This is a genomic window from Microcoleus sp. POL10_C6 (assembly GCF_036701585.1).
Classification (GTDB): domain Bacteria; phylum Cyanobacteriota; class Cyanobacteriia; order Cyanobacteriales; family Microcoleaceae; genus Microcoleus.
Genome location: NZ_JAUBRB010000021.1, coordinates 1 through 24,194, shown reverse-complemented (window position 1 = coordinate 24,194; position 24,194 = coordinate 1). Strand labels below are relative to the sequence as shown.

Here is a 24,194-nt window from a genome sequence, read left to right as displayed (position 1 = left end):
AGTCTCTTACAGAGTGACTTCCTTTGTATAGCCTTGGTTTCAACCGCCGACTCTTAACTTCCTGCCATCCAAATATGCCTTAACTTCCCCAAACATTTGGCGATTTGCATCAAAAGTAATCCGTTTAACCGCTTCCTCAAAAGCAAGCCAAGCAGAATTTTGAACTTCCTCCTCTTGCAAAACAACTTCCATCGAATTGACAAAACCTAAAAAATAAGTCACAGTCTTTTCAATCGGCTCCCCATCCTTAACAAAAGAATAGTGTTCCGTAAAACTCGGCTCATCCAGCATTTCAAAATCCGATATACCAGTTTCCTCCTCAAATTCCCGCCTAGCCGTTTCCGCTGGAGATTCCCCCGGATTCGCGTGACCTTTGGGAAACGCCCAATGTCCCGCTTGATGTTGAATCAACAAAAACAAAGCATCAGCTTCCTTTCCAAAAATCGGCACAATCCCAAAACATTCATCTTTCATTTTCCTGATGTTTCCTATTAACTATTAGGTTTTGTTAGTCCGCGTAAGCGAACTTAATTTGTGTAGATGCGATTTCAATCGCTGAGTCTCTGAAATTCCCACCCCAAGCGAGTCTGCTGTGCATAAACCCGCTTCAAAGTATTAACATCCCTCGCTGAAATAGGCGGAGGATTTCTCACCTGAGAAAAATAAAGCACATCAGTTTCCATCAAACTGTGGCCCCAAATTCCCAAAGCGTGACCCAACTCGTGCCGCGCCGTCGCCGGAATATACTTACCCACTTGATTCGGATTCAAATAAACCGAAAACCGATGAGATAACACAGTTTTATCCCCATCCCGACGGGCGTACAATTCATAGGTAGCCTCTCCAGAGCGCGATCGCAAAATCCCTTGACGCAAAGGCGGAGCCCGACGTAAAATCCTAATATCAGCCCCCTCCGAACTATCCACCACTTCCAAAGGCAAATAAACCCCCCATTCCCGCACCACATCCAACACAGTCGCCACCCATTCTCCAGACTTATTAGCATCAACAGGACGCTCAACATAAACCTGAATTGGAAACTTCGACCACAACAAATGACCGAAATTCGGTGGCTTAACCTGGTCAAAATAATCACCGCTATCCGTGGAATCTTGCCAATTCGCTAGCGTTGGTGGCAAAGGGTGAAGCTGTGGATTCGGCAAACTATTCGGGAGAGAAGAAAGACTTGCAGCCGGAGTATTAACCTGAGTAAAAATTATCAGGCTAAAACAACATACAGCCAATCCCAAGCCAGCCAGCAATCGAGATTTTACCGTAACTTTCCACAACCGCATTTTTGCAACCGAAAATAGACGAAAATAAACGCAGATGAACTTGATATTATCTGCGTCTATCTGCGTTCATCTGCGGTTAAAAATCCAAATCTTATAACTTAGGCGCCAACCAACCAGCACTCAAAATCACAGTCAAACCCATAAAAACAATAGACAGACCCCAAGTAATCCGGTTCAGACTTGTTTCTGCACTCTTGGCGCTGGTAAACAATTGAGCTTGTCCGCCAATCCCGCCAATACCATCGCCTTTAGGACTGTGCAGCAACACAAAAATCACAAGTCCTAAAGCAGACAAAGACCAGATAACTTGTAACACAGCAACAATATTCATAATCGGGGGGAATTGGTAATTAGTAATCGGTAATTTATTATGATATCAAATTTGGTCGATCGCCCGCAAACTCGCTTAGGGGCACGGCAGTACCCATTGTTGTCAAATTAAGCTGTTAGTCCGCCAGTCCGCCAGGGAATGAATTCCCTGTCTAATAGCTAAAGTCCTCGCTATGAGGACTCATGAGTTTAAAAATTTTTCTTCTCAGTCCTCTTGAGAGGACTTTCGCTATGAGGCAGGGGTTTCAACCCCTGTCGGACTATGGGTTATACCTTAAATAGACAACAATGGACACGAGGCCGTGTCCCCACCTTTAGCGAGATTTCGCCCAGCCCTACTACAATCGGACTCGCACCGGAGTGCGATTGGCACGAACTTCAAACTCAGGCGATCGAATCATAGAGCGTCCCGTCATCTCCGGGGGCTGAGGCAACCTCAACAGCTCCAGAATCGTCGGTGCAATATCCGCCAAACAACCGTCCGCCCTCAGAGGAACATCCGTTCCGTGACCCGGAATCTTCCGACCTTCACCCTCTACCAGAATAAACGGCACGGGGTTAGTAGTGTGAGCCGTCCAGGGATTCCCGTCCTCGTCAAACATCTGCTCAGCATTTCCGTGGTCAGCAATAATAATTGCCGTTCCCCCAGCTTTACTAATGGCGCTCACCAGCCGCCCCAAACATTTATCCACAGTTTCGATCGCAACTATCGTCGCATCCATCATCCCCGTATGACCAACCATATCCGGGTTAGCGTAGTTAATCACCATAAACGAATAGATGCCTCTTTCCAAAGCCGTCACCACCCCATCCGTCACCAAGTCCGCCGACATCTGGGGCGCCTCATCGTAAGTCCCCACCATCGGGCTCTGCACCAACTCCCGGTGTTCCCCGATAAAAGGCTCTTCCAGACCCCCATTAAAAAAATAAGTCACATGAGCGTACTTTTCAGTTTCCGCCGTCCGCAACTGCTGCAAACCGTGCTTAGAAATCACCTCGCCCAGAATATTGTTCAAATTCTGCGGTTCAAAAGCCACCATTACCGACAGTTTCGGGTCGTACTGAGTAAAAGTCGCAAACGCCAGCGGCTCAATTAACTGCCGTTCAAACCCCTTAAAATCGGGAGATACAAAAGCCTGAGTCAATTCTCTAGCCCTGTCCGGGCGAAAATTAAAGAAAATTACCCCATCCCCGGATGCCACCGCCCCGCGCGAAATCCGAGTCGGAACTGCAAACTCGTCGGTCACTCCTTCAGCATAGAAGGCCTGCAAGACATCAACAGCCGATCGACCGTCAGGAGCACCCTCAGTCGTCATCACCTCGTAAGCGCGCTGCACCCGATCCCAGCGCTTGTCCCTGTCCATCGCGTAGTAGCGGCCGCTGATGGTCGCAATCCGACCGACCCCGACCTCTGCGATATAACTTTCAATCTTGCCTAAAGCTTCGACACCCTCTTTCGGAGTAGTATCACGACCGTCTGTAATCGCGTGAATGCAGACATCAGAAATACCCTGTGCCTTTGCTAATTGCAGCAAACCCTTAATATGACTGAGATGGGAATGAACCCCACCTTCAGAACAAAGACCAGTCAGGTGCAACTTGCCGCCCGTGGCCCGGACTTTCTCGCAAAGCCTAACCAGCGCTTGATTGTTGAGCAAAGAACCATCTTCCACGGCATCCGATATCCGCACCAACTCTTGAGGAACGACGCGGCCTGCGCCCAGATTCAAGTGACCAACCTCTGAGTTACCCATTTGCCCGTCAGGCAGCCCTACCGCCCGACCCGATGTTTTAATCAGAGTTCTGGGATAAGCAGCCCAGAGACTGTCCATCACGGGTGTTTTCGCAGCGGCGATCGCATTTCCCTCTTTTTCTTCACGATAACCCCAGCCGTCTAGAATAATCAGCACTACAGGAGATACAGACGCTTGTGCCATGTGAATACCTTATTTACAATAATTAATTTCTCGATCGTCATGATTGCCGATTTTGCGGAACATCTGCCGCTAATCAGTTTACATATTTTCTAAGCTCCGGCTGAACAATGCCAACCAAAATTCCCTCAGCCACAGCATTTTGGGAACTTATTTCGACCGGCTTGGCGAATTGTTTAATTGATTGCCTTGGCTTGTACTGTGAATCGTTGTCGCAGACTGTTACCGATCTCACCAACAGCAGCCGTGCTTTTGTGGCCGGATTTCACGGATAGTTTAACCGTCGGTGGCTGTTGAAACACTAGAAACCATACCACACTTGGTTGCATTTTGCTACTGCTTCAAAAAATAAATTTAAAAGCCTTGACCGGGCTGCGAATAACTTTATAGGACACGAGTTGAGCAAAAATCGGTTTCCGACTCCGCTCACTTTCAGCGAACATAAAATTCTACAACATCTTTTTTAATTTTGACATCGTAATTGCCAAAGAAATCGTGACCGAGCAGACCTATTGGCATTTGTTTGGCGATCGCCACTTCGACATTTTGGATCACAGCACCCCCAACCCGGATCGATCGCACTAGACCGATCGGGAACTCGACAACGCTACCGTCAGCGATCCCCGCTCTGATGGTACGCACCGGCCTCACTCCCAGTGCAGTAGCCATCCGCTGAGAAATCAAAGTGCCGCTGGCCCCGGTATCGAGAATCATCTCAAAAGTCTTGTTGCCGTTAAATACCACATCAATCACCGGCGTCCCGCCAGCGCGACGCTTGATTTTAGCTTGAAATACCTGTGGATTCCCCGGTGGCTTCGCCGGTTGAATTGCTCGCGGTTTGGCACCAGGATTGGATGGGTTCCAAAACTGAGAGTACAATGGGCCAGTTGTCAATCCCGATCCCGTTATAGTCCGATTCCCTTCGGGATAGCTCCGCCGCGCGTGCTGCTGGGAACTCACATCGGAAACCAATGTCATCACCTGAGTTTCTGGCTGATGTGAATCAGAATGCACCTCGCCACCCCCCACCGATCCCAGACCAACCAAAACGCTCGCACAAACCAAGCTCGATCGCCAAATCCGCTTGAGAATGACTTTTGCCATGATCTAAATACCTTGATTGATTCAATATTTCCCACAACGACCGCCATTGATATCCTAACTTGCTCCAGAAAACCCAGCGGCCGAAGAGTCCGATCAGATCATCAGGAAAACTTGGCAATTTTCAAGCGATCACATAACATCGAAACACAGATAAACTAATAAACGGCAACAGGCTGTAATTGCATAGCCTTGTTGGATATCTTGAAATTAAGCATTTGGGGGCGATCGGCAATGCACAAACTTTTATATTTTGCGACTATAGGACTACTAGCTTTCTCGATCGGAGGATGCGGTGGCGACGAGGCCAGCAACACAGCCAGCCCCAGCCCCAGCCCCAGTGCAGCCTCTCCATCTCCGACCGCCTCTGCCAGCCCCACCCCAGCAGCTCAGGCTTTCCCGTCCCCAGTAGTAGCCGCCCAGCCTCCAGGGTTAATTCGATCAACCAACCCAGACGAACGGGCCAGACAGGCTCAAACAAATATCGGCGACAACAAGGACAGGAATCCAACGCTTCCGCTTCAGCCCGTGCCCCAAGGCCCTGTGACAGCCAATCCTTCTCAGTTAGACCCCTTTGGGCCGCTGCCGCCGATCGTATTACAAATCCCTCCAGGAGCCAACGGAGCGGGTGGGACTACCTCAGAACTCCCCAAACTGCCACAGCGACAAGTTGCCGTGCTACCCGAACTTCCCGAGTTATTGGCTCCCCCCCCACTTAACAGGCCTAATCAGACGGTTATCCCCATGTCACGCACGGATCGTCGAGGACGCACTCAGCAACTACGAGATGGATCGGGAAATTTACTTCCCGAAGGTGATGGGGCGCAAATTGACTCGCGTCCCATAGTTCCAGGGCCAACTGCTCCTCGGTTAGGTGGCGGTGGCGGTGGCAGAAATGGTTCCTTACCCGGAGGCAGCACCGGGGGACAAATTGGCTTGCCGCCCATAGTTCCGGGGCTAGATGCTCCTCAGTTAGGTCGTAATCGTACATCCCCCCCTGGACTCGAACCCATTGCAGCGAGACCCATAGGAGTGCCGGATCTGCCGGAACTGCCAGTAGACAAGCGCCCCCCCCAATGGAGAGACCCCAATGCCAGGGTAAGAAGAGGTCCTGGCACCCGTCCCCCTGGAACTACTGGGCCAATAGCAAGTAGACCCCAAGATGCGCGGAATCCGCAGCGTCGCCCTCCAGCACCCCCGCGCCCGCCCCAGCCAATAGCAGCGAGACCCATAGGAGTGCCGGATCTGCCGGAACTGCCAGTAGACAAGCGCCCCCCCCAGTGGGTAGACCCAAATCCCCCGCCTCCTCCCGTCATCCCAGTAGTTCCGCCACCGCCTTCTACTGACCTCGCTACAGGCACTGAAGTCAGTGGCGTGGTAAAAGTCGGGAACGAGACGCAAGTGATTGTCAAAGTACCGAATGAACCAACCAGCCGATATGTCAAAGTCGGGCAGCGGCTGTCTAACGGGCAAGTGTTGGTGAAGCGGGTCGATCTCAAGCAAGGAGCAGATCCGATCGTGATTCTGGAGGAAAACGGCGTTGAGGTAGCCAAAGGTGTGGGCGAAAAACCCGCCAGTCGCCAACCACAACCAGCCAATGCAGTTATTAGCCGTCTCCCAAATCCGAATAGCTCAACGCGACGCTGAAAATTGACAGTAAAGCAGGAAAAATGCTAAAGGCAAAAACTCTAATTTTTGCCTTTTTGCATTTAGGGCAGATCTCAAACCTGAAGGTAAAATTAGTACAGGGATTAAAAAATAGACGACTTTTCAGCGAGTATTAGCTTCTAGAAAATCCCTATTAGTAATTGAAGTTAAAGGAGATTGATCATGCTCGGTTCAATTCAAAAATTAGGGATGGTGATATTAGTTGCTTCTTCTATCGGCAGCGCTACTAATCTCTTCAATCCCCAGCCATCAATGGCTCAAGCAACACCTGATCCAAAACCAGAAGAAGAAAAACGCTCTCCCTTCTGCCAAGGCAGCCTTCCTACGGGAAGAGTGAAATGCAATTACGAGACAGGCGATAACTACGAGGGAAACTTCGTTAACGGCCTCCCCGACGGCAGCGGAGTTTACGTCTACGCTAATGGCGATCGCTACGAAGGACAATTTCGGAGGGGAGTGCCCAATGGTAGAGGGACATTCATTTTTAAAGATGATGGCCGCTACATAGGCGTGTTCCAAGACGGCACGATGAGATCTGGGACGGTGGTTTTCCCCAACGGTGAGCGCTACGTGGGAGACTTCGGAGTCGTCCAGAACCTTCAGACTAAAGTTATTAGCAGCCAACCAGCAGGGCGGGGTCAATTTTTTTATACTAATGGCGATCGCTATGAAGGACAATTCTTTGCAGGTTCCCCCTTTGGCCCAGGGGTATTAGTACGCAAAGACGGCACTCGCTGTTCTGGCAGGTTTTTTAATCAAGAACTTGATGCTACTGTCACCTGCACTTTCCCCAACGGGACGCGCTATGAAGGAGAATTGCGAAAGGGAGTGCCTCACGGTGTCGGGACGATGATCGATGCTAGCGGTAGGCGCTTTCCGGGGGTATTTCGCAATGGCAAGCCCGGAGTTTCGTAAAGGATAAATGATTGAGGTTTTCAGCTAACTTTTGACAACAAATGGGATAAAAGACAAAGGACAGAAGAAGATAATATCTAACAGCGCATAGGAGCAAGTTGATTGATGATTTCCCGTTCTTGGACCAGTGGAATCGCTTTATTAGTTGCATCAGTGTTGGGAATTGGTAGTTACGCGACTTATCCTTTGCCCTCAATGGCGCAAGGAACAGAAGCTAGAACCGGCCGGTGCGTGCCAGCTATCGCTACAGGTAGAGTTAGGTGCGATTATGACAGCGGTGATAGCTACATCGGACAGTTCGTTAACGGTTTGCCCAGTGGCACTGGGGTATACATATATTCCAACGGCGATCGCTATGAGGGGCAGTTCCGTCTGGGCAAACCAAATGGTCGAGGACAATTTATATTTAAGGACGACGCCCGCGTCGAGGGCATATTCCGAGATGGCAAAGTTAGTTCCGGCACAGCTATTTTTACTAATGGCGATCGGTATGTGGGGTCGTTTTCTCTTGATCAAAAAGTAGGCGTGCCCACGGGACAAGGCCAATTCATTTTTGCTAATGGCGATCGCTTTGTGGGTCAATTTTTAGGAGGCAAGCCTTTAGGTACAGGAGCGTTCACCCGCGCTGACGGCAGTCGGTGTTCGGGACAGTTCTATACTCAAGAACTTGATGGCAGGGGTAACTGTTCGTTCTCCAACGGTATCCGCTATGAGGGAGAGTTACGCAAGGGATTGCCTCACGGTAAAGGCACAATTATCGATACCAGAGGCCGGCGAATTCCGGGAGTATTCCGCGACGGCCAGCGGCAAGAGCAATAAACTGGGAATAAGTGCGATCTATTAGTAAGGGCAGGTTGAGGGCTAATAATTTTTGCACAAAACCTGCCATTGCTAGGTTTTAAAGTCAAAACTATTGATAATTTATGACCGGCTTTTTCTCAACCGAATTGCTAATGTTAAATATCCACTTAATGGAGTTAATGGAGGCGTTTTGATATGACAACTACTGCTTCTGCTTCCGGCCGCACCGGCCAGTTTCCCTTCGACTTTGCCCCGCAGCGCACTCAAGATGCTGATTTGTTGCGACAACTCAATTTTGTGCCCGGTTTGAAGGAAGTCTTGACTTTGCGCCAAGTTCATGCTTTGGAACACGCTACTGTTTGGGTACTGGGCCAATCGTTTGGTGCGACCACAGCAAGAACCGATAATGAGTTATTGGGCGGGATGTCCACAGACCAAGGGTTTTATCTTTATGGCCACGTTAACATTGCACAGTTGCGTCAGGCAGTGCGCGAGGCTTTGCAGCGGATTGCCAGCGGAGAGTGGGATTTAGCTGTACATCCCCGCTGTGGCACGAATTTGTCGGTGGCAATGCTGCTAACGGCAGGACTTGCTGTTGGCATCAATTTAGCCCTGCCTCGCGGGCCCATTCTGCAACTTTTAGGTTTGGGTGCAGCGGCGGCGGCGGCGGCTCAGTTAGCCCCTGATGTGGGAGCTCTGGCTCAGCGATACGTCACCACTGCTATTCCGTTTAATTTGAGTGTTGTTGATATTACTGTAAGTCACGACTTCTGGGGACGCGAAGCTCATTTTGTGCGGGTGCGTTGGGTTGAATAGTTGCACAGTATCAAGCCCGATCGATAGATCTAGCTCATCTGCGTTAATCTGTGTTTATCTGCCTGTATCTGCGGTTAAAAAAAGAGAATTTATTAACCGCAGATGACAATAAATTGAAGCTAATTCAAGCAGAGGTCGAGCATAGATATCTGAATAATTATGATGCAGGGCTGCTTTGATATAACTAATAACCATTAACTCATGAATTCTGGGTCATCTAAGCTCCTAAATGCGATCGGGATCTACTCCTAATTCTAGCAACATCGCCGCCAATCTTTCAGCCCGTTGGCCCTGCTCATCAGCCCGTTGGCGCTCCACCGCAGCTTGCTGCTCAAGTTCCTGGAACCGAGCTTGTTCTGCTTTAATCAACCCTTCAACTAATGGCGGAGACAGTATTTCATTCACTGATAATGTTAGATTGGGAAATACTACAGACACCATTTGTTGCCCCGCCCTAAAATCAGTCTGGGTATAGATGTCTTCACCTTCAGGAAAGGCTAAAACTCGCACCAATTCTTTGTGAGGTGTAGGGTCAACAATGACATATTCAGGTACGTTAGCTAGTTCGTACTCAGCTCGTTTAATCACATAATCGGCGCGCCGATTTTGACTCACTACCTCTATGACTAACAGCGGCTTTTCCTCAAAATCGAGGATACCAGAACTTGGTCTAGCAGCAGCTTGTTCCAAAAGACTTTGAGTGCAAACAACTACATCAGGAATCCGAGAGGTATCTTCTTCTGTTCTTACTCCTAAACCTGTTTTTGCTACTAAATCAAGATTGTATTCAGCTAGGTAACGCTGCAATTTGTAAACTAAATATTCGCAAATTTTGATGTGTAAAACTGTGGCGGTTGGTATCGGAATTAATTTGCCTTTGTACAGTTCATATTGTAGATCGGAAGCAGTTTGATAAAATCGGTATTCTTCAAAGGTCAAGGTGGGTGAAGTATCAATTTGCTTTGATTCAACAACTGGCACTACCGATTGAGACATATCTTTTCACCGATGTCGATATAATTCTATTATATTTAATCTGCCTCGATCTGCGTGCATTTGCGGTTAAAAATTCCCAATTATCGATCGCACTCGCCACCAGAATTGTCAGAGAATAGTTGAATAGTGTAAAATCAACTTTGCGATCGCCCCGGTAACTAGACCTCACCCTTCATTACACCATCCGAGTTCCTATGTCAATCAAAAAAATTCTTTCCATAGCGCTGTTAATTTTCATCCCCATTTCCATCGCCGCTGAGTATTTGCATTGGGGTTCCCTCGCAGTTTTCATCACATCCGCTTTAGGCATTATACCTCTGGCTATTTGGTTGAGCACAGCAACAGAAGAAGTGGCGATCGTTACAGGCCCCTCCATAGGCGGCTTATTAAATGCAGTCTTCGGCAATGCTACGGAATTAATTATTGCAATAGTTGCTCTGAAAGCTGGCTTAATTGACATTGTGAAAGCCAGCATAACCGGTACAATTATCAGCAACTTGCTTTTAGTCATGGGATTTTCCATGCTGTTAGGAGGAATCCGCTACAAAGAACAGGAATTTAAGCCAATAATCGCGCGGGTGAACGGTTCCACAATGACTCTAGCAGTGATTGCCATCCTGCTGCCGACAATGGTAATTTACACCTCAAATGGAGTCGAACCCGCAGCCATTCAGAATCTTTCCTTAATAACTGCGATCGTCCTAATCGCAGTTTACGCTCTAACTCTGCTATTTTCATTAAAAACCCACAGCTATCTTTACGATGTTAGCTTACTAGAACTCGAGTCAGAAAATTCTCAAAATACCAAAGAGGAATCTACTACGCACAAACCGAATTTGTGGTTGTGGATAGGAGTGCTAGTTGCCTCAACTGTTGCTGTTGCTTTTGAATCAGAAATTTTCGTGGGTGTTGTCGAAGAAACTACCAAAGGATTGGGATTGACGCCACTGTTTACAGGGGTAATTCTGTTGCCGATTGTTGGCGGCGCGGCCGAGTATGTAACTGCGGTGGGAGTTGCCATGAAAAACAATATGGATTTGTCAGTTTCTGTCGCAATGGGTTCGAGTTTGCTAGTTGCTTTGCTGGTAGCGCCGGTGTTGGTAATTATCGGATTAATAATTCATCAGCCGATGGATTTAAACTTCAATCCGTTTGAAGTAGTTGCAGTTGCCATTGCCGTGACAATTGCTAATCTAATTAGTCTTGACGGGCGATCGAATTGGCTCGAAGGAGTGTTGCTTTTAGCAACATACATCGTGTTAGGAGCCGCATTTTACTTTCACCCCATTACTTGATTTCTCGTGGAACAGGCATCTTGCCTGTTCCACAAAAACTCAATTTTCTTAACTGGTTCCTAGGCTGTGCCTGGGAACCGATGTAAGCGAGGCTCTGCCTCGTTTGCTTCCATGAAAATTGGAGGCAGAGCCTCCGGATCTGCGTTACCAGGCTCTGCCTGGTAACGAGTAATAACTTATCTTGTTTCTGGTTTGTTATTCCTCTTTGTCTTCTGGCCTTAATTAAATAAAAAATTTTTTGGACAGAAAGTAGTTAGGGACAGCGACATTGTTGAACAGGAAAACACTCTTGTCTGCAACTTCTTTTTCTGCCTTTACGATCGCGACAATCAGAAGTATCCCGACATTCTACCTGATCTTGACAAATTTGCTGACGGGGAAAAGTACCTAAGTTTTGTATAGAAACTTCAGCCGTAAGCGCACCCTGTTCTATAACTTGGTCATTTTCTTTAATTTCATAGAGAAACTTATTTTCTCCCTCTAAAACCGAAAAAGTTCTTGTTTTGTGACTGTTACCCAACTTAAATCCAAAATCCTCGGAGAACTCACCTTTATTGTAACCTCGGTCTGTGTAAGGATAGGGGTTAGTTTCCATGCCATCAGTCACATTTTTAATCATTACCCTTCTGTTAGGGCCGGGAGGAGTCTTGCTGGAGACAAATCGAGCGCTTTGCGAATCAGGGGAGAAGACAGTACCGGCACACGGGCCTACATATTCAGTGCGCTTAAATTGAATTAAATTAATATTAAAAGCGTTTTCGTTTTTGACCCTAAATTGTGCTTCGCTACTCTGCTGGGCGCTAACTGTGAAAGCTGCTAGCGTCAAAAAAATTGCCCCCAGAAAAATAGCTAGAAATTTGATTTGTGGCCTCCCCGTAACAAATCTGGCGTGTTCCATCTCTCTCTACCTCTCAGGTGAATAGATAGCATTTTGTTTAGAAGTTATTTTAACTTGAGAGCTGATGTGTTGTCAAAGTAGATCCAATAGGTTTCTAGTGAGGACTTGAGTCTTTGATCCTGAGTTGCGAAAGGGAAAACTGAACTCCTGAGTGCGTGCGAACTTTGTGGAGTCAGGAATGAAGTCCTGAGTACGAACTTAACTACCAAGTTACTCGATCGCGCCATCTCTCTAAAATCTTGTCCCCAACTCCCTGTACCCGTGCCACATCCTCCAAAGAAGTGAAAGGTTGCTGTTGCCGCGCTGCAATAATTCTCTCGGCTAACTTCGGGCCAACCCCAGGCAAGGTTTCTAATTCTTCCTGAGTCGCTGCATTCAAATTAACTAACTTTTTTCCCGCAGCAATTTGAGGTTTAGCACTCGGCAATTTTGATGCTGCTTGTAGTGAATCGCATTCTTTTTTCTTAGCATCAATTCTCTGTTTGATTCGGGCGGGAATTCCCAAAATTGCACCTTTGTAAAGCCGATCGAACTCCCGCTCAAAATGGGCTGCAACTACGGGACTCTCGATCGCCAGCAGCGTCTCGTCATTCCCGTGATTTGCCGCCTCACTCCAGTTGTGAGAACCTGTAAGCACCGTTTTGCCGTCCACAACGCCGAATTTGTGGTGCAGGCGATCGCCCATTGGTAACAGCGGGACTCCCACCGTAGTCAGCGGCTTTCTCCAAGGGCGATTGTTAGTTTCTAACCCGCAATCTTGCATCAAAGTCGCCCCCATCATATCCAACCCTTCACTGTAAGAGCGATAAATAAAATTAGAGTCAATTAAAGCTCGCACCGCAACTCCCCGGCTAGCTTCAATTTCCAAAGTATTTGACAACCGCTGAGCCGAAAATACAAACAATGCCAAATCGACCGACTTTTTCGCACTACCCAAAGTTCGATTTATCAAACTGTTAACGCTTTTTTCCCAAGGCAAAGTCTGGGAAGTCGGCGAAAATTGCACCGCAACTGTCGAATTCCCTACTCTTACTTTTTGCACTTGACGAAACGGCTTTTTGATGCCCAACTTGCTGTCCGGTTTTCCTCCGGGCCCGTCGCCCCACATGATGTTAAATTCTTGAGTAAACAGTTGCGCTAATTGAGCATTTTCTATTTTCAGTAAATTGTTCGCATTGCCGCGACTTGCGGCTGTCTTGAAATCGCCATGTATATCGCTTGTGGTAAAATTAGCAGAAGTGACGATTACGGTTTTGCCATCAATTACCACAAATTTGTGGTGCATCAAACCGCTGCCTTTACTGCCGTCAGCAGTATCATCAATTACAGGAATACCCGCATCCTTGACAATTACCAAAGCATCGTTTTGCTTGATTTCCTCGGCCGTTAATTTACCGTCTTTATTGGTATCGGCAAGTTGCACAAATTCGGTATAACGATCGCGCTCTCTTTCCGGTAATTTCGCTAACTCCTGAGCTGTAAAATCGCTCCAAGGGCGACTATAGATATGTTCGACAATTAATCTCACTTTAATTCCCGATCGCTGTCGATCGGCCAAAACCCTCGCAATACCTGGCAATCGAAACTCCTGAACTGCTACATCTACCGTCGATCCAGCACTAGCGATCGCCACAGTGATCAAATTTTCTAAATCATCTCCAGGTCTAGTTTGCTGGCGGTAAGGCTCTGTATAACTCGAAGCGATCGACTGATTGAAGTATACTTGCAACAAGGGGTCTTGAGGCAATGGAGCCAGACTGAGAGGTAAATTCTGCACGTCTTGCTTTGTTTGTCCGCAGCCCGCCAGATTGATCGCCACCAGCCCAGCAAAACACAAACCGAGTAAATGATAATACAATACAGTCACAAAATTTTAAAAAAAATAGAGGTTATTAGCCGAACCAAAGTTCAAAGTTATTGGATCAAGTAAAGTTACAACCTATTAAATTTATGCAAGGGAATAGATTTTGCGTCTTGTAGAACTGCCTCGATGCCGGAAGCATCACTGGTAGGGTAGCAGCATTCAGGGGCGTGGGTCAAACCCGATACCGCTGCTTTATGGCTAAAAGAAAAAGAATTTTTCCGTGCGGTCACAAAGGATATGGTAAAGCGTGCCATCGCTGCACGCAAGAGTTGGTGGCGCAGCAGCATTACGTTGAAGTGCTGACACAAAAACAAACCAAAAAACAAGAGAGGGAAGCATCATTTGCTAAAGATATCATCGATCTCAGAGGTCTGCCAGACCACGTAGTTACTAAAGCCCGCGCAATTATAGCAGCTTTGGGCGAAAATAAGAATTACAGAGATTTCGGCGGCAAACGCCTGCGTCACAACCGTTTGATAATCAGTATTCCTGTAACTCGCAACTACAGAATGCTTTGTGAAGATTGCGGCACTTTCTTAATTCCCCAAAAAGTTTTGTCGCACGAAGATTACAACGTCTGTAAACCCGGAAGTCATTAGTCAGTTGACAGTTGACAGTTGACAGTTGACAGTTGGCAGTTGACAGTTGACAGCTTGCAAGAGAGAAGGGTTGGGAGTTGACAGTTGACTGTTGGGAGTTGGGATTTGACAGTTGTGAGTTGGCTTTGCCGTTATTAGTTGGCAATTGGCGGTTGCGATCAGTCATAATTTAACAATCATGAGTCATGAGTCAATAATCATTTATGCCTTTAGGATAAGTGCCTTATTCATTAGGTAGTCAATCATTCATTATTAGTTCGTCATTTAATTAAAGCCATGCAAATTTATCTCGACTATAGTGCTACAACGCCGACACGCCCAGAAGCGATTCAAGCCATGCAAAAAGCTCTCACTCAGCAGTGGGGAAATCCTTCCAGCTTGCACGAGTGGGGACAAAGGGCGGCGACAGCTTTAGAATTAGCAAGAATGCAGGTTGCTAGCTTGATTAACGCGCTACCGGAATCGATAATTTTTACCAGTGGCGGCACTGAAGCGGATAATTTGGCAATTCTGGGAATTGCCCGTCTTTATACAAAGCCACAGCATATTATTATCTCCAGTGTAGAGCATTCCGCAGTAGCAGAACCGGCGCGACAACTCGAACAGTTGGGATGGGAGGTAACGCGCCTACCAGTGGATAAATTTGGGCGCATTCACCCTTTGGATTTGCAAGAGTCGCTGCGATCAAATACAGTGTTAATTTCAATCATTTACGGACAAAGTGAAGTTGGCACGCTGCAACCAATTGAGGCATTAGGACAAATTGCGCGCGATCGCAATATCATGTTTCATACCGATGCAGTTCAAGTTGCCGGCAAGCTGCAAGTTGACGTGCAGAAACTGCCCGTAGACTTGCTTTCGGTTTCCAGTCACAAACTTTACGGGCCACAAGGTGCAGGCGCGCTTTACGTGCGTCCGGGAGTAGAATTAGTGCCAATGTTAGGCGGTGGTGGCCAAGAATTGAAACTGCGTTCCGGGACACAAGCGCTGCCGGCAATTGTCGGTTTTGGGGTAGCGGCAGAGTTAGCATTGCAGGAAATAGATGTGGAAACGCCGAGGTTAATTGCATTGCGCGATCGACTTTTTGACCGATTATCCCACGTACCCAGTTTAGTACCAACTGGCGATCGATATTTCCGACTCCCACACCACGTAAGTTTTTGCATAATCTCCCCTTCCTCCCGCCCTTACCAAAAGAGAGATACAGGGCGAATCACAGGCAAAACTCTGGTGCGGCAGCTAAATTTAGCAGGAATTGGCATTAGTTCCGGTTCTGCTTGTAGCAGCGGCAAACTAACTCCCAGTCCGATATTATTAGCAATGGGATATGACGAAATCGGCGCCGTTGGTGGAATCCGCTTGACTCTCGGACTAGAAACCACAGAAGCTGATATTGATTGGACAGTAATTGCGATCGAGCAAATTTTGGATAGATTAATGCCAAAGGTAGCATTATCTAGGCGTTAGGAATGATTCCGATCTTGAAAACACGTTTCCCACAAAAAAGCCGCTTGATATCATTTACAATAAAATAAAATCACCATCTATTTTGGGGAAAAAGCAATGGTTACAAAACTGCAATCTCCCGACAAACAAAATATCATCTACCCCGACGATAACGGCGAACCAATGTCAGATAATACCGAGCAGTTTCGATTAATCGTTTGGATTAAAGAAAATTCTGAACTATTGTTTGCGAATGACCCGAATGTTTTTGTCGCCGGTGACTTACTTTGGTATCCCGTTGAAGGAAATAATAAACTTTGCCAAGCACCAGATGTGATGGTAGTTTTTGGTAGACCAAAAGGTTATCGTGGTTCCTATCAACAGTGGAATGAAGATAATATTGGGCCACAAGTTGTGTTTGAAATTTGGTCGCCGGGAAATCGGCCCGCTCCGATGATTCAAAAGTTCAAATTTTACGAACGTTATGGTGTGGAAGAATACTATTTGTACGACCCACAAACATTAGAGTTGACTGGATGGCAACGTCAAGAGGAACAATTAGAAGCGATCGAACAAATAGACGGTTGGATCAGTCCCAGACTGGGCGTCCGGTTTCAATTATCTGAAACGGGACTCGAAATGTTTGGGCCGTCTGGAGAAGCGTTTATGAGTTTTGTGGAACTCGCTCAATTGCGACGACAGGCCCAAGCGCGGGCTATTGAGGCAGAGCAACAAGCTCAGCAAGCAGAGCAACTGCGACAACAAGCAGAGCAACAAGCTCAGCAAGCAGAGCGACGCGCCAGTGAGACAGAAACTTTGCTGCAACAAGAACGATCGCGATCGCAAGCTTTAGAATCAAGACTGCGAGAAATGGGAATCGATCTAAATCAATTGTAATAGATGATTCGGCGATTGAAACCGCCGAGTCCATTCTTTCTACGCACAACCAAAGAAACCGGGTTTTTTCCAGAATCTTCGCCTGTAACCAAATATTCTCGCAAAAACCCGGTTTCTGGCCACCCACCAAGCATGATAAAATAAATCCCGGTGTTATTCACAACTCCCCACAATGGACGAAACCCGCGCCCAAGCCTATCTGCAATTAATTCACACTCTGCTGAATGCCCCCAAAGGAGACGAACCGCAAATATTACAGGATAACTCAGAATTACTCGATCGCGGATTTCTGGAAACTTGCGAGTTAGTAGCATCAACCTTAGCAGAGCAAGGAGGGGAAAATGGCGCTAAATTCCTCCGACATCTAGCCCGTTACCTAGCGCAACTCATCGATATGAACGATGACGTAAATAGCAACAACTCGAAGAGTGAAAAATTCCAAGAGTATGCAAATTTTTTCCTAGAATTATTGCAAGCAGAACAAGATAGCAACGGGGATATAGCAGTAATTTACCCCATGCTGGAAGAGCGACAACATCTCCTTAATGCCACTTTTGCAGAGACTTTACAGCAAGTGGCGCAGAAGTTAATTGCCGGCGAAAACTCAGAAACAATTAGCTCAATTATCGGTCTTCTTGAAAATTTGAGTATTCATATTAGTGACTTTCCCAGTGGGAAGAGAGCGAATAATATTGAAATTGCCATTACTGGTTATCAAATAGTTTTAAGTAATCGGGAACCAGGTAGCGAAAAATGGACGCAAACTCAAAATAATCTGGCTACTGCCTACAATAACAGAATCAACGGTTCGCTGGCGGAAAATCTGTAACGCGCAAAAACTAGGCGCTTAAAACCGCGTCTATACAAACCAAGTCAGCCTATGCGGATAAGCGAGATAATTCAGAAGTGTTGAAATCCTCGATCGAGCTTTAATACAGTATCAGGATAAATGCCGCTGCTATCAGTCAACCAAATATCGGTGCTATCCGTAGCGGTTCCCACAATCGCGGCTCCATTTCCTATTTTTTCTACCAATAAGTGAGCGCTTGTTATTGGCAAAAACAGCACTAACTCGAAGTCTTCGCCGCCATATAATGCCCAATCTAAAGCTTTTTCGGTTGATACGATTTTGCTGCAAATATCGGGAATTGGTATTTTTGTGCGATCGACCTTTGCGCCAACACCGCTAGCCCGAGAAATTTGAATAATCGCATCTGCTAAACCGTCGCTACTGTCCATCCCGGCGATGGAAAATTCACTTTCGAAACCTAATATTTCCCAAACCACCGGCAAAACATCCAGCCTCGGTTTAGGGCGCTGGTGAGCGAGAATTAGAGAAGCCCGATCGACCTTTCCCAGATTTTGCCCAAATTCAGGATTTAACAGCAATTCTAATCCCGCGCGCGATGCTCCGTGAACCCCAGTAGCCACAATCGCCCAGCCCGATCGCGCATTTGACCGACTAATGGTACGATCGCACTCAACCTGTCCAAAAGCAGTAATCGCCACCGTCACCACGGGCGATCGCACAACATCGCCACCGACGATCGGCGTATGATATTCTTGCAAGCAAGCCGTCATCCCCCGATAAAACTCTTCAACCCACTCCACAGCCGTATCCGCCGCCACAGCGAGGGCTACAGTCACCGCCAGAGGTGTTGCTCCCATCGCAGCCAGATCCGACAAATTTGCCGCTGCGGCGCGCCATCCTGCGTAATAAGGCCCCGTAGTGCGATCACTGAAATGCACTCCATCCACCAACATATCTGTAGTGATAGCCAGAGATTGGTTGGGAGTTGTAGGTATGACAGCGCAATCATCACCAACTATCTCTGCGGGGCAGAATTTTTGCAATATTCTTAAAAGACCTTGTTCACCGATATCTTTAATCAGCATTAAAAAGGATTTTTTAGTGAGAAGCGGGCGGGCAAGATGCCCATCCCACAATAAACTCAATGTATTATGGAACAGGTATCTTACCTGTAGCACGTTATTGGTGCGTAATTCCTGAACCAATGACAACTGTCAACTGTCAACTGTCAACTGTCAACTGTCAACTGTCAACTGTATTACCATTCCTTACCCGAACTCGGTGGTAAGCGCAACCTAGGAAACCTATAAAAAGTATCTCCTTCATCATCTACCTCTAAAACGGCCGAAAAAATCTTAACTTGCCGAGTTAAATACTGCTGAGCAACTTCAGCCTCAACTCTAGCATTAGCCGCCAGTTGAATCAGCGCAATTTGACTATTTTGAGTTTCCAACAACTGATAAAAAGCCTCATCCAACCGCTGCTTTTGCTTGTTTTCATTCACATTTTTTACAATCAACAAGCCTGCGAATCCGCCCAAACCCATTACCAATAAAAATTGTAAAATAGCCATATTCTCGATTGAATTCCTATTTTCAATAACGAAACTATAAAAATTATCTCTTCTTCCAGCCTGATTCCGGCGGGCTTTGTCTATGTCAAATTGATTTCAATCGCCGTCATCTGTATTTAGAAAAGATTTCAATGCCTGTCACTATTGATTTTTTCAGCCCGCGCAGGCGGGCTTTGTTTCTGTAAAAGCGATTTCACTCGCCGTCACTTTGGTGTAAAAGCGATTTCAATCGCCGTCATTAATTAAACTTGAGGTCGCACCAAATTTTCGATTCCTTTAACTACCTTAGCAGATACAATCTTGTCTCCCTGCTTCAGTTGCTCCAAAACTTCTTTTCCTTCAATCATGTAACCAAAAACAGCATAGCGGCCGTCCAACAGATTCAGGCCAGCGGGCGTGAGTTCAGGTTCAAACAAGAAAAAGAAAAACTGAGAAGAAGCGCTATCAGGGTCAGTTTCTGTACGGGCCATGGCCACAGTACCGAAAGCAGAAAAAGGCAAAACAGGTTCGTCGCGATAACGTCCCGCATCTTCTAGAGTAATCCCGTAAATAGGTTCTTTTTCCTCCCTGACGAGCACTTCTAGCGGTATATTCCGGTATTTGCCAGTAGCTGGGTCAATAAAACCCTCTTCCTTGCCTTCGGGGTCTCCGGTTTGCAAAACGTAGGATTCTTCCGATCGAATAAACGGCAAACCGTCATAAAAACCTCGATCGACTAAATCCACAAAGTTACCAGCCGTAACCGGGGCGCTGTAGCCGTCAACCACAACAGTAATTTCCCCTTTTTCAGTTTGTACAGCCACAGTAGCGCGGCCTTTCAGTTGAGGCAGATTAGCATACTTGGCAGGCACTTCAAACGGAAACTTTGTCACCATCAACTCTTCGATTTCGCCTACCGAACCTAGGATTGTGGCTTTCAAGTCCATCACTTTGTCCCTGTCTTTAGCCTCAACAGCCTTTTCCAGTTGAGCAACTTTCTCCTTGACTCCTGCAACTAGCGCCTCCGCTTCCGGCTTTTTGGCGTCGGGAATACTCTCTAAAAGGTCAGATTCCCGAAGGTTGAGAATCCTGGAAGCCTTGCTGACATCGCTGCTAATAGGTCCCCAACGTTTAGACCGTATGTGGTTGCCAATGTCTTCGAGACTAATTTGCAACTCTCGTACAGTCTGATTGTCAATAGGTAAAGCGAAGCGCAGCAGCGCCCGCCCGTCCGTAATCGCATTCCCTGCAGGCATACTGCTGCTGGGGCGTTTCGCATGGGAGACTGCACTGAAACTCAGGGAGAGAGTGAACAGCAAGAGTGCTAAAGCGACGGTTTTGACCCAGCGCTTGCACGTATCGATCGAGAAATTAGGCCAATGCAACATAACTTTAACTTTTATTGCCTCTCTTATCTTCCCACAGCGCTGCCCGCCCTCTAAGCTGCTACCCATCTAAAGTGCCTGTTGGTTTGGCCCGGGAGGAGTTGCCCACTAACAACAGTCAACAGTCAACTGACAACAGCCCACTGCCCACTGCCATTAACATTTCAGTAAAGCACTTGCTCCCTTTGAACGGTAAAATAAAATGCCAATTGCTTTTTGATGCCGTCAGCTAGACTGCGGCTTTAACCTGAGCCGCTCAAAAACGGATACAATCCCCAGACTCCTGTCGTGGAGAGATCAAAATTTTAGACCAAGGTTCAATCTCCCAAATTCATCTGTGGAGTAAATCTAAAATCTAAAATCTAAAATCTAAAATCGACTGACTTTAGTTCCCCCGTGCCTCAAGGCGACGGGATTGCCCGCAAAAATTTATATGATCTCCAGTAACGACTTTCGACCAGGTGTTTCAATTGAATGGAATAACGGCGTGTGGCGGGTTATCGAATTCCTCCACGTCAAGCCAGGAAAAGGCTCGGCTTTCGTGCGGACAAAATTAAAAAACGTCCAAACCGGAAACGTAGTAGAACAAACCTTCCGGGCGGGCGAGACTATGCCTCAAGCCAACCTGGAAAAGAGTGTGATGCAGCATACCTATAAAGAGGGCGACGATTTCGTCTTTATGGATATGGAAACTTACGAGGAAAGTCGCCTCAATGCTAAGCAAATAGGCGATCGAGTCAAGTACCTCAGTGAAGGGATGGAAGTCAGCATCCTCCGCTGGAACGACCAAATCATGGAAGTGGAACTGCCCAACTCTGTTGTCTTGGAAGTGCTGCAAACCGATCCCGGAGTCAAAGGAGATACTGCCACCGGTGGCAGCAAACCCGCGATCGTCTCCACCGGAGCTCAGGTTATGGTGCCTCTATTTATTTCCATTGGAGAACGGATTCGGATTGATACTCGTGAAGACAAGTACCTCGGCCGAGAATAGAAACGAGGGAATAAAAGGGAGTTTTTAGTTTTTAGTTCTGAGTTATGAGTTAAAGAATTCCCAATTCAATACTCATCGCTCACAGCTTAAAAACTATCCCTTTTTCCTCCAAAGTCGTTGATGCTCCTAGCTTCGCCTGATTCTGAATTTTCAATTTTCAATTCTCAATTTTCAATTCTCAATTACCCTTGAATCTGCTGTGCAACTAGACTTAAACCAGCTTTGTGACCTGCTAACTGTATTAGACAAAACTGGCATTTCGGAACTCACCTTAAAAAGTGGGGATATCGAACTGACAGTACGCAAAGGCATTCTGGCAAGTTCACCAGGCACCTCTGCTGCGCTCCCTGCTGCTGTGGCGAGTGTCGCTCCGAGCCTGTTGGGCGCTGTTGCTAGCCCCACCTTAGCGTCACCTCCTGCTGTTGACCAAAATTTAGCAGCGGATCTGGCTGCACCTGTACCCGTCGCCCCTGTCGCCGTACCTGCTGCCGTACCTGCTTCTGTCGATACGAAATGGGTGCCAATTATCTCGCCGATGGTAGGAACCTTTTATCGCGCTGCTGCTCCTGATGAGCCACCTTTTGTCAATGTGGGCGATCGCATCAAGGTCGGCCAGACAGTCTGTATTATCGAAGCGATGAAGCTGATGAACGAGATCGATGCTGATGAAGTCTCCGGTCAAGTGATGGAAATTTTAGTTCAAAATGGCGAACCTGTCGAATACGGTCAAGTGTTGATGCGAATTAATCCGGATTGAAGGATTACTTTATTGTTATGGACAGAATAAATGCTAATATTTCCCGATCACTTCTCTCCGGTGAGTTTGATGAAGTCATCCCAGCCTGTCCCGCAAGAGGTCGTGCAACAAGTTGCTGAGTATTTCAGTATTTTGAGCGAACCTATGCGTTTACGAATTTTGAACTTGCTTCGCGACGGCGAAAAATGCGTGCAAGAATTGGTGGAAGCTACTCAAACGAGTCAAGCCAATGTTTCTAAGCACCTAAAACTCATGCTCCAAGCTGGTATCCTCACTCGCCGGAGTGAAGGGACTTCAGCTTATTATAAGGTGCAAGACGAGTTAATTTTTGAGCTGTGTAATATGGTGTGCGATCGGCTTGCCAGCCGGATCGAACAGCAAGCCCTACACTTTCGGGCATTTAGCCTAACTACGAAGCACTGAAAATTAGTTGCCAGTCCTCAATCCTCAATCCTCAGTCATGAGTCATCAGTTATCAATTCCTATTCTCGGCCTTCAGACCGATGACTAATCACTTGTAACTAATGACTCATCATTACTAAAGGGGAAAATTTTTGTCAAAACTTTGGCGTGTACTCGGCTGAGCCACCTCCAAACCTTCGCCACCCAAAAGTTCTAAAGGCTTGCCTTCCACCGAAATCCAAACCTTGGTATTCGGTTGTAAACTCGTAGCCGTATAGATAACTTGCCCTAACCGGCCAGTCATCGAATTGCTCCCTCCCCCCGAAGTAAATTCGGCCGACAAATCGACATAAACTCCGTCATTCTTAACACTCAAACCCCTGAGTTTTGTCCCATTAGGAATTTCGCTAGAAACAGTTCCATCCTTCGGCCCAGCCAACAAACTGTTAAAAGCAGCTTGTAAAGCTGCATCAGGCTTGTCAGCTTGTTTGACAGCTACTTTCGTAGGAACTCCCTCAAATTTGCCGCTGGCATCTTTAACCCAGTAGACTTGCACTGTCTGGACATCAGTCTGTGGCAAAGGCTTTGGCTGCGGCGATTTTGGGATCAGAGCGTTAGGCGTCTGAACCTGCGGCGTCTGAACCTGTGGCGTCTGAACCTGTGGCACTTGTACAGGATTTGGAGGGGGTACGGGGATAACTACAGCAGGAGATTCCGCTGGACTTGGGGACAGCGGCGGAGCGGTAGTCTGAGCAGAAGACGGCGTATCTGCGGGGGTTGGCGAACGGTTCGCAGTCCACCAGGCAATGCCCCCTCCCGTCAGTAAAGCCAACCCGCAAACACCGGCAATGACGGCTGTGGAGACGCGGCGTACTTCTTGTCCATCTTTCATAATACAAATCCTCTTTAGAAATAGAGCGCTTGGGACGGTGAGGAGCGACTCCCGATCAGCTACATTTGTCTATGGTTAGATTCTGGAATTGACACAATTGCATTGCTGCTAGCGAACACTTTATAGCAAGCCCAACATATTCTGAATCCGACTATTGGAATCCTAGACCATAATATAAGATTTCGCCCGTGGAGTATGTCACAGTATCTCGATCGGCCTAGTGGCTATATTCTATAGTAATCATAAAAAATTAAAGAATAAAGGAAGAAAAAATAAGTAAAAAGCAAGAAGAAATGTCACGGATGGATGTAACGGAGGTAAGGGGGGTAACGGATTTAAGGGATTTAACGGATAGAAACAGTTCTAGGAAAATATTTTTCCCCAAACAAAAAGCGCCCCTATTACTAGGAGCGCTTTTTGTCAATCGATAGCTAAAACTTAGCCATTGATAGAAGGAGCAACCAAAGCTACGGGAGTGACTTCACTTGCAGCCAAGTCAAGCGGGAAGTTGTGAGCATTGCGCTCGTGCATTACTTCCATACCCAAGTT

24 protein-coding genes and 1 pseudogene are annotated in these 24,194 nt (G+C 47.0%); 12 read left to right on the top strand and 13 right to left on the bottom strand.

Translation table 11 applies throughout. The features are described 5' to 3' along the window. Nucleotides 1-39: 39 nt before the first annotated feature. The 5 genes from QUA34_RS14010 to QUA34_RS13990 form a co-directional block, all read right to left on the bottom strand. On the bottom strand, nucleotides 40-474 hold the full coding sequence (locus QUA34_RS14010) for an NUDIX domain-containing protein (RefSeq protein WP_333387437.1): 435 nt from the start codon (nucleotides 472-474) through the stop codon (nucleotides 40-42). 74 nt (nucleotides 475-548) lie between these two features. Next, nucleotides 549-1,295, bottom strand: a complete 747-nt coding sequence (locus tag QUA34_RS14005) for a peptidase (RefSeq protein ID WP_333387434.1) — start codon at nucleotides 1,293-1,295, stop codon at nucleotides 549-551. 91 nt (nucleotides 1,296-1,386) lie between these two features. Then, nucleotides 1,387-1,626, bottom strand: coding sequence for a preprotein translocase subunit SecG (gene secG, locus QUA34_RS14000; protein WP_333057626.1), 240 nt, complete (start codon nucleotides 1,624-1,626; stop codon nucleotides 1,387-1,389). A 337-nt stretch (nucleotides 1,627-1,963) separates the two neighbouring features. Next, nucleotides 1,964-3,562, bottom strand: coding sequence for a 2,3-bisphosphoglycerate-independent phosphoglycerate mutase (gpmI, locus tag QUA34_RS13995; protein ID WP_333387432.1), 1,599 nt, complete (start codon nucleotides 3,560-3,562; stop codon nucleotides 1,964-1,966). 429 nt (nucleotides 3,563-3,991) lie between these two features. Continuing rightward, the gene (locus QUA34_RS13990) at nucleotides 3,992-4,663 is read right to left on the bottom strand and encodes a retropepsin-like aspartic protease (protein WP_333329755.1); all 672 of its coding nucleotides are present in this window, start codon (nucleotides 4,661-4,663) and stop codon (nucleotides 3,992-3,994) included. 231 nt (nucleotides 4,664-4,894) lie between these two features. Here QUA34_RS13990 and QUA34_RS13985 point away from each other — a divergent pair, with 231 nt between their 5' ends. The 4 genes from QUA34_RS13985 to QUA34_RS13970 all read left to right on the top strand — a co-directional run bounded on the left by QUA34_RS13985 (nucleotide 4,895) and on the right by QUA34_RS13970 (nucleotide 8,860). Beyond that, nucleotides 4,895-6,307, top strand: coding sequence for a hypothetical protein (locus QUA34_RS13985; RefSeq protein WP_333329761.1), 1,413 nt, complete (start codon nucleotides 4,895-4,897; stop codon nucleotides 6,305-6,307). Nucleotides 6,308-6,490: 183 nt separating this feature from the next. Beyond that, nucleotides 6,491-7,243 carry an MORN motif-containing protein gene (locus QUA34_RS13980; protein ID WP_333329763.1) on the top strand — a complete coding sequence of 251 codons (753 nt, stop codon included), beginning with the start codon at nucleotides 6,491-6,493 and terminating at the stop codon, nucleotides 7,241-7,243. 105 nt (nucleotides 7,244-7,348) lie between these two features. Next, on the top strand, nucleotides 7,349-8,062 hold the full coding sequence (locus QUA34_RS13975) for an MORN motif-containing protein (RefSeq protein WP_333329766.1): 714 nt from the start codon (nucleotides 7,349-7,351) through the stop codon (nucleotides 8,060-8,062). 177 nt (nucleotides 8,063-8,239) lie between these two features. Then, nucleotides 8,240-8,860, top strand: a complete 621-nt coding sequence (locus tag QUA34_RS13970) for a DUF6391 domain-containing protein (RefSeq protein ID WP_333329768.1) — start codon at nucleotides 8,240-8,242, stop codon at nucleotides 8,858-8,860. Between the two features lie 225 nt (nucleotides 8,861-9,085). Here QUA34_RS13970 and QUA34_RS13965 read toward each other — a convergent pair whose 3' ends face one another. After that, on the bottom strand, nucleotides 9,086-9,856 hold the full coding sequence (locus tag QUA34_RS13965; RefSeq protein WP_333387427.1) for a Uma2 family endonuclease: 771 nt from the start codon (nucleotides 9,854-9,856) through the stop codon (nucleotides 9,086-9,088). A gap of 194 nt (nucleotides 9,857-10,050) precedes the next feature. Between QUA34_RS13965 and cax the strand changes: the two genes are divergently transcribed. Beyond that, nucleotides 10,051-11,151 carry a calcium/proton exchanger gene (gene cax, locus QUA34_RS13960; protein WP_333083821.1) on the top strand — a complete coding sequence of 367 codons (1,101 nt, stop codon included), beginning with the start codon at nucleotides 10,051-10,053 and terminating at the stop codon, nucleotides 11,149-11,151. Nucleotides 11,152-11,404: 253 nt separating this feature from the next. On the opposite strand, the gene QUA34_RS13955 is transcribed toward cax, so the two are convergent. Together QUA34_RS13955 and QUA34_RS13950 are read right to left on the bottom strand one after the other, a co-directional pair. Then, nucleotides 11,405-12,049, bottom strand: a complete 645-nt coding sequence (locus QUA34_RS13955; RefSeq protein WP_333329774.1) for a hypothetical protein — start codon at nucleotides 12,047-12,049, stop codon at nucleotides 11,405-11,407. A 202-nt stretch (nucleotides 12,050-12,251) separates the two neighbouring features. Then, nucleotides 12,252-13,916: a DUF655 domain-containing protein gene (locus QUA34_RS13950; RefSeq protein WP_333387424.1), complete on the bottom strand. Its 1,665-nt coding sequence runs from the start codon at nucleotides 13,914-13,916 to the stop codon at nucleotides 12,252-12,254. A 191-nt stretch (nucleotides 13,917-14,107) separates the two neighbouring features. Here QUA34_RS13950 and QUA34_RS13945 point away from each other — a divergent pair, with 191 nt between their 5' ends. The 4 genes from QUA34_RS13945 (at nucleotide 14,108) to QUA34_RS13930 (ending at nucleotide 17,684) form a co-directional block, all read left to right on the top strand. After that, nucleotides 14,108-14,512, top strand: a complete 405-nt coding sequence (locus QUA34_RS13945) for a DUF7682 family zinc-binding protein (protein ID WP_333387421.1) — start codon at nucleotides 14,108-14,110, stop codon at nucleotides 14,510-14,512. Between the two features lie 276 nt (nucleotides 14,513-14,788). Next, on the top strand, nucleotides 14,789-15,979 hold the full coding sequence (locus QUA34_RS13940; RefSeq protein ID WP_333387418.1) for a cysteine desulfurase family protein: 1,191 nt from the start codon (nucleotides 14,789-14,791) through the stop codon (nucleotides 15,977-15,979). A 96-nt stretch (nucleotides 15,980-16,075) separates the two neighbouring features. Beyond that, nucleotides 16,076-16,855, top strand: a complete 780-nt coding sequence (locus QUA34_RS13935) for a Uma2 family endonuclease (RefSeq protein ID WP_333387415.1) — start codon at nucleotides 16,076-16,078, stop codon at nucleotides 16,853-16,855. A 172-nt stretch (nucleotides 16,856-17,027) separates the two neighbouring features. Further along, nucleotides 17,028-17,684: a hypothetical protein gene (locus QUA34_RS13930; protein ID WP_333387412.1), complete on the top strand. Its 657-nt coding sequence runs from the start codon at nucleotides 17,028-17,030 to the stop codon at nucleotides 17,682-17,684. Nucleotides 17,685-17,755: 71 nt separating this feature from the next. Here QUA34_RS13930 and thiL read toward each other — a convergent pair whose 3' ends face one another. The 3 genes from thiL to QUA34_RS13915 form a co-directional block, all read right to left on the bottom strand. After that, nucleotides 17,756-18,751, bottom strand: coding sequence for a thiamine-phosphate kinase (thiL, locus tag QUA34_RS13925; protein WP_333387409.1), 996 nt, complete (start codon nucleotides 18,749-18,751; stop codon nucleotides 17,756-17,758). Between the two features lie 173 nt (nucleotides 18,752-18,924). Further along, nucleotides 18,925-19,239 carry a hypothetical protein gene (locus tag QUA34_RS13920; protein WP_333083817.1) on the bottom strand — a complete coding sequence of 105 codons (315 nt, stop codon included), beginning with the start codon at nucleotides 19,237-19,239 and terminating at the stop codon, nucleotides 18,925-18,927. Nucleotides 19,240-19,481: 242 nt separating this feature from the next. After that, nucleotides 19,482-20,606, bottom strand: coding sequence for a peptidylprolyl isomerase (locus QUA34_RS13915; RefSeq protein WP_333329794.1), 1,125 nt, complete (start codon nucleotides 20,604-20,606; stop codon nucleotides 19,482-19,484). A gap of 430 nt (nucleotides 20,607-21,036) precedes the next feature. Between QUA34_RS13915 and efp the strand changes: the two genes are divergently transcribed. The 3 genes from efp to QUA34_RS13900 all read left to right on the top strand — a co-directional run bounded on the left by efp (nucleotide 21,037) and on the right by QUA34_RS13900 (nucleotide 22,774). Beyond that, nucleotides 21,037-21,594: an elongation factor P gene (efp, locus tag QUA34_RS13910; protein ID WP_041622404.1), complete on the top strand. Its 558-nt coding sequence runs from the start codon at nucleotides 21,037-21,039 to the stop codon at nucleotides 21,592-21,594. A gap of 199 nt (nucleotides 21,595-21,793) precedes the next feature. Further along, nucleotides 21,794-22,351, top strand: coding sequence for an acetyl-CoA carboxylase biotin carboxyl carrier protein (gene accB / locus QUA34_RS13905; protein WP_333329797.1), 558 nt, complete (start codon nucleotides 21,794-21,796; stop codon nucleotides 22,349-22,351). Nucleotides 22,352-22,381: 30 nt separating this feature from the next. Beyond that, nucleotides 22,382-22,774 (top strand): ArsR/SmtB family transcription factor, encoded by a 393-nt coding sequence (locus tag QUA34_RS13900; RefSeq protein ID WP_006631662.1) that lies wholly within the window; start codon nucleotides 22,382-22,384, stop codon nucleotides 22,772-22,774. Between the two features lie 115 nt (nucleotides 22,775-22,889). Here QUA34_RS13900 and QUA34_RS13895 read toward each other — a convergent pair whose 3' ends face one another. Further along, nucleotides 22,890-23,645 (bottom strand): GerMN domain-containing protein, encoded by a 756-nt coding sequence (locus tag QUA34_RS13895; RefSeq protein ID WP_333329799.1) that lies wholly within the window; start codon nucleotides 23,643-23,645, stop codon nucleotides 22,890-22,892. 438 nt (nucleotides 23,646-24,083) lie between these two features. Then, nucleotides 24,084-24,194, bottom strand: a pseudogene (locus tag QUA34_RS13890) (photosystem II q(b) protein); the annotation flags it as partial.

Excerpts from the sequence above, each read along its gene's own strand:
- QUA34_RS13970 (WP_333329768.1), top strand. The coding sequence starts at position 8,240 with ATGACAACTACTGCTTCTGCTTCCGGCCGCACCGGCCAGTTTCCCTTC.
- QUA34_RS13980 (WP_333329763.1), top strand. The coding sequence starts at position 6,491 with ATGCTCGGTTCAATTCAAAAATTAGGGATGGTGATATTAGTTGCTTCT.
- QUA34_RS13895 (WP_333329799.1), bottom strand. The coding sequence starts at position 23,645 with ATGAAAGATGGACAAGAAGTACGCCGCGTCTCCACAGCCGTCATTGCC.
- QUA34_RS13955 (WP_333329774.1), bottom strand. The coding sequence starts at position 12,049 with ATGGAACACGCCAGATTTGTTACGGGGAGGCCACAAATCAAATTTCTA.
- gpmI (WP_333387432.1), bottom strand. The coding sequence starts at position 3,562 with ATGGCACAAGCGTCTGTATCTCCTGTAGTGCTGATTATTCTAGACGGC.
- thiL (WP_333387409.1), bottom strand. The coding sequence starts at position 18,751 with ATGCTGATTAAAGATATCGGTGAACAAGGTCTTTTAAGAATATTGCAA.
- QUA34_RS13990 (WP_333329755.1), bottom strand. The coding sequence starts at position 4,663 with ATGGCAAAAGTCATTCTCAAGCGGATTTGGCGATCGAGCTTGGTTTGT.
- secG (WP_333057626.1), bottom strand. The coding sequence starts at position 1,626 with ATGAATATTGTTGCTGTGTTACAAGTTATCTGGTCTTTGTCTGCTTTA.
- QUA34_RS13940 (WP_333387418.1), top strand. The coding sequence starts at position 14,789 with ATGCAAATTTATCTCGACTATAGTGCTACAACGCCGACACGCCCAGAA.
- QUA34_RS13965 (WP_333387427.1), bottom strand. The coding sequence starts at position 9,856 with ATGTCTCAATCGGTAGTGCCAGTTGTTGAATCAAAGCAAATTGATACT.
- QUA34_RS14005 (WP_333387434.1), bottom strand. The coding sequence starts at position 1,295 with ATGCGGTTGTGGAAAGTTACGGTAAAATCTCGATTGCTGGCTGGCTTG.
- QUA34_RS13915 (WP_333329794.1), bottom strand. The coding sequence starts at position 20,606 with ATGTTGCATTGGCCTAATTTCTCGATCGATACGTGCAAGCGCTGGGTC.
- QUA34_RS14010 (WP_333387437.1), bottom strand. The coding sequence starts at position 474 with ATGAAAGATGAATGTTTTGGGATTGTGCCGATTTTTGGAAAGGAAGCT.
- efp (WP_041622404.1), top strand. The coding sequence starts at position 21,037 with ATGATCTCCAGTAACGACTTTCGACCAGGTGTTTCAATTGAATGGAAT.
- QUA34_RS13975 (WP_333329766.1), top strand. The coding sequence starts at position 7,349 with ATGATTTCCCGTTCTTGGACCAGTGGAATCGCTTTATTAGTTGCATCA.
- QUA34_RS13930 (WP_333387412.1), top strand. The coding sequence starts at position 17,028 with ATGGACGAAACCCGCGCCCAAGCCTATCTGCAATTAATTCACACTCTG.
- cax (WP_333083821.1), top strand. The coding sequence starts at position 10,051 with ATGTCAATCAAAAAAATTCTTTCCATAGCGCTGTTAATTTTCATCCCC.
- QUA34_RS13920 (WP_333083817.1), bottom strand. The coding sequence starts at position 19,239 with ATGGCTATTTTACAATTTTTATTGGTAATGGGTTTGGGCGGATTCGCA.
- QUA34_RS13985 (WP_333329761.1), top strand. The coding sequence starts at position 4,895 with ATGCACAAACTTTTATATTTTGCGACTATAGGACTACTAGCTTTCTCG.
- QUA34_RS13945 (WP_333387421.1), top strand. The coding sequence starts at position 14,108 with ATGGCTAAAAGAAAAAGAATTTTTCCGTGCGGTCACAAAGGATATGGT.
- QUA34_RS13935 (WP_333387415.1), top strand. The coding sequence starts at position 16,076 with ATGGTTACAAAACTGCAATCTCCCGACAAACAAAATATCATCTACCCC.
- QUA34_RS13900 (WP_006631662.1), top strand. The coding sequence starts at position 22,382 with ATGCTAATATTTCCCGATCACTTCTCTCCGGTGAGTTTGATGAAGTCA.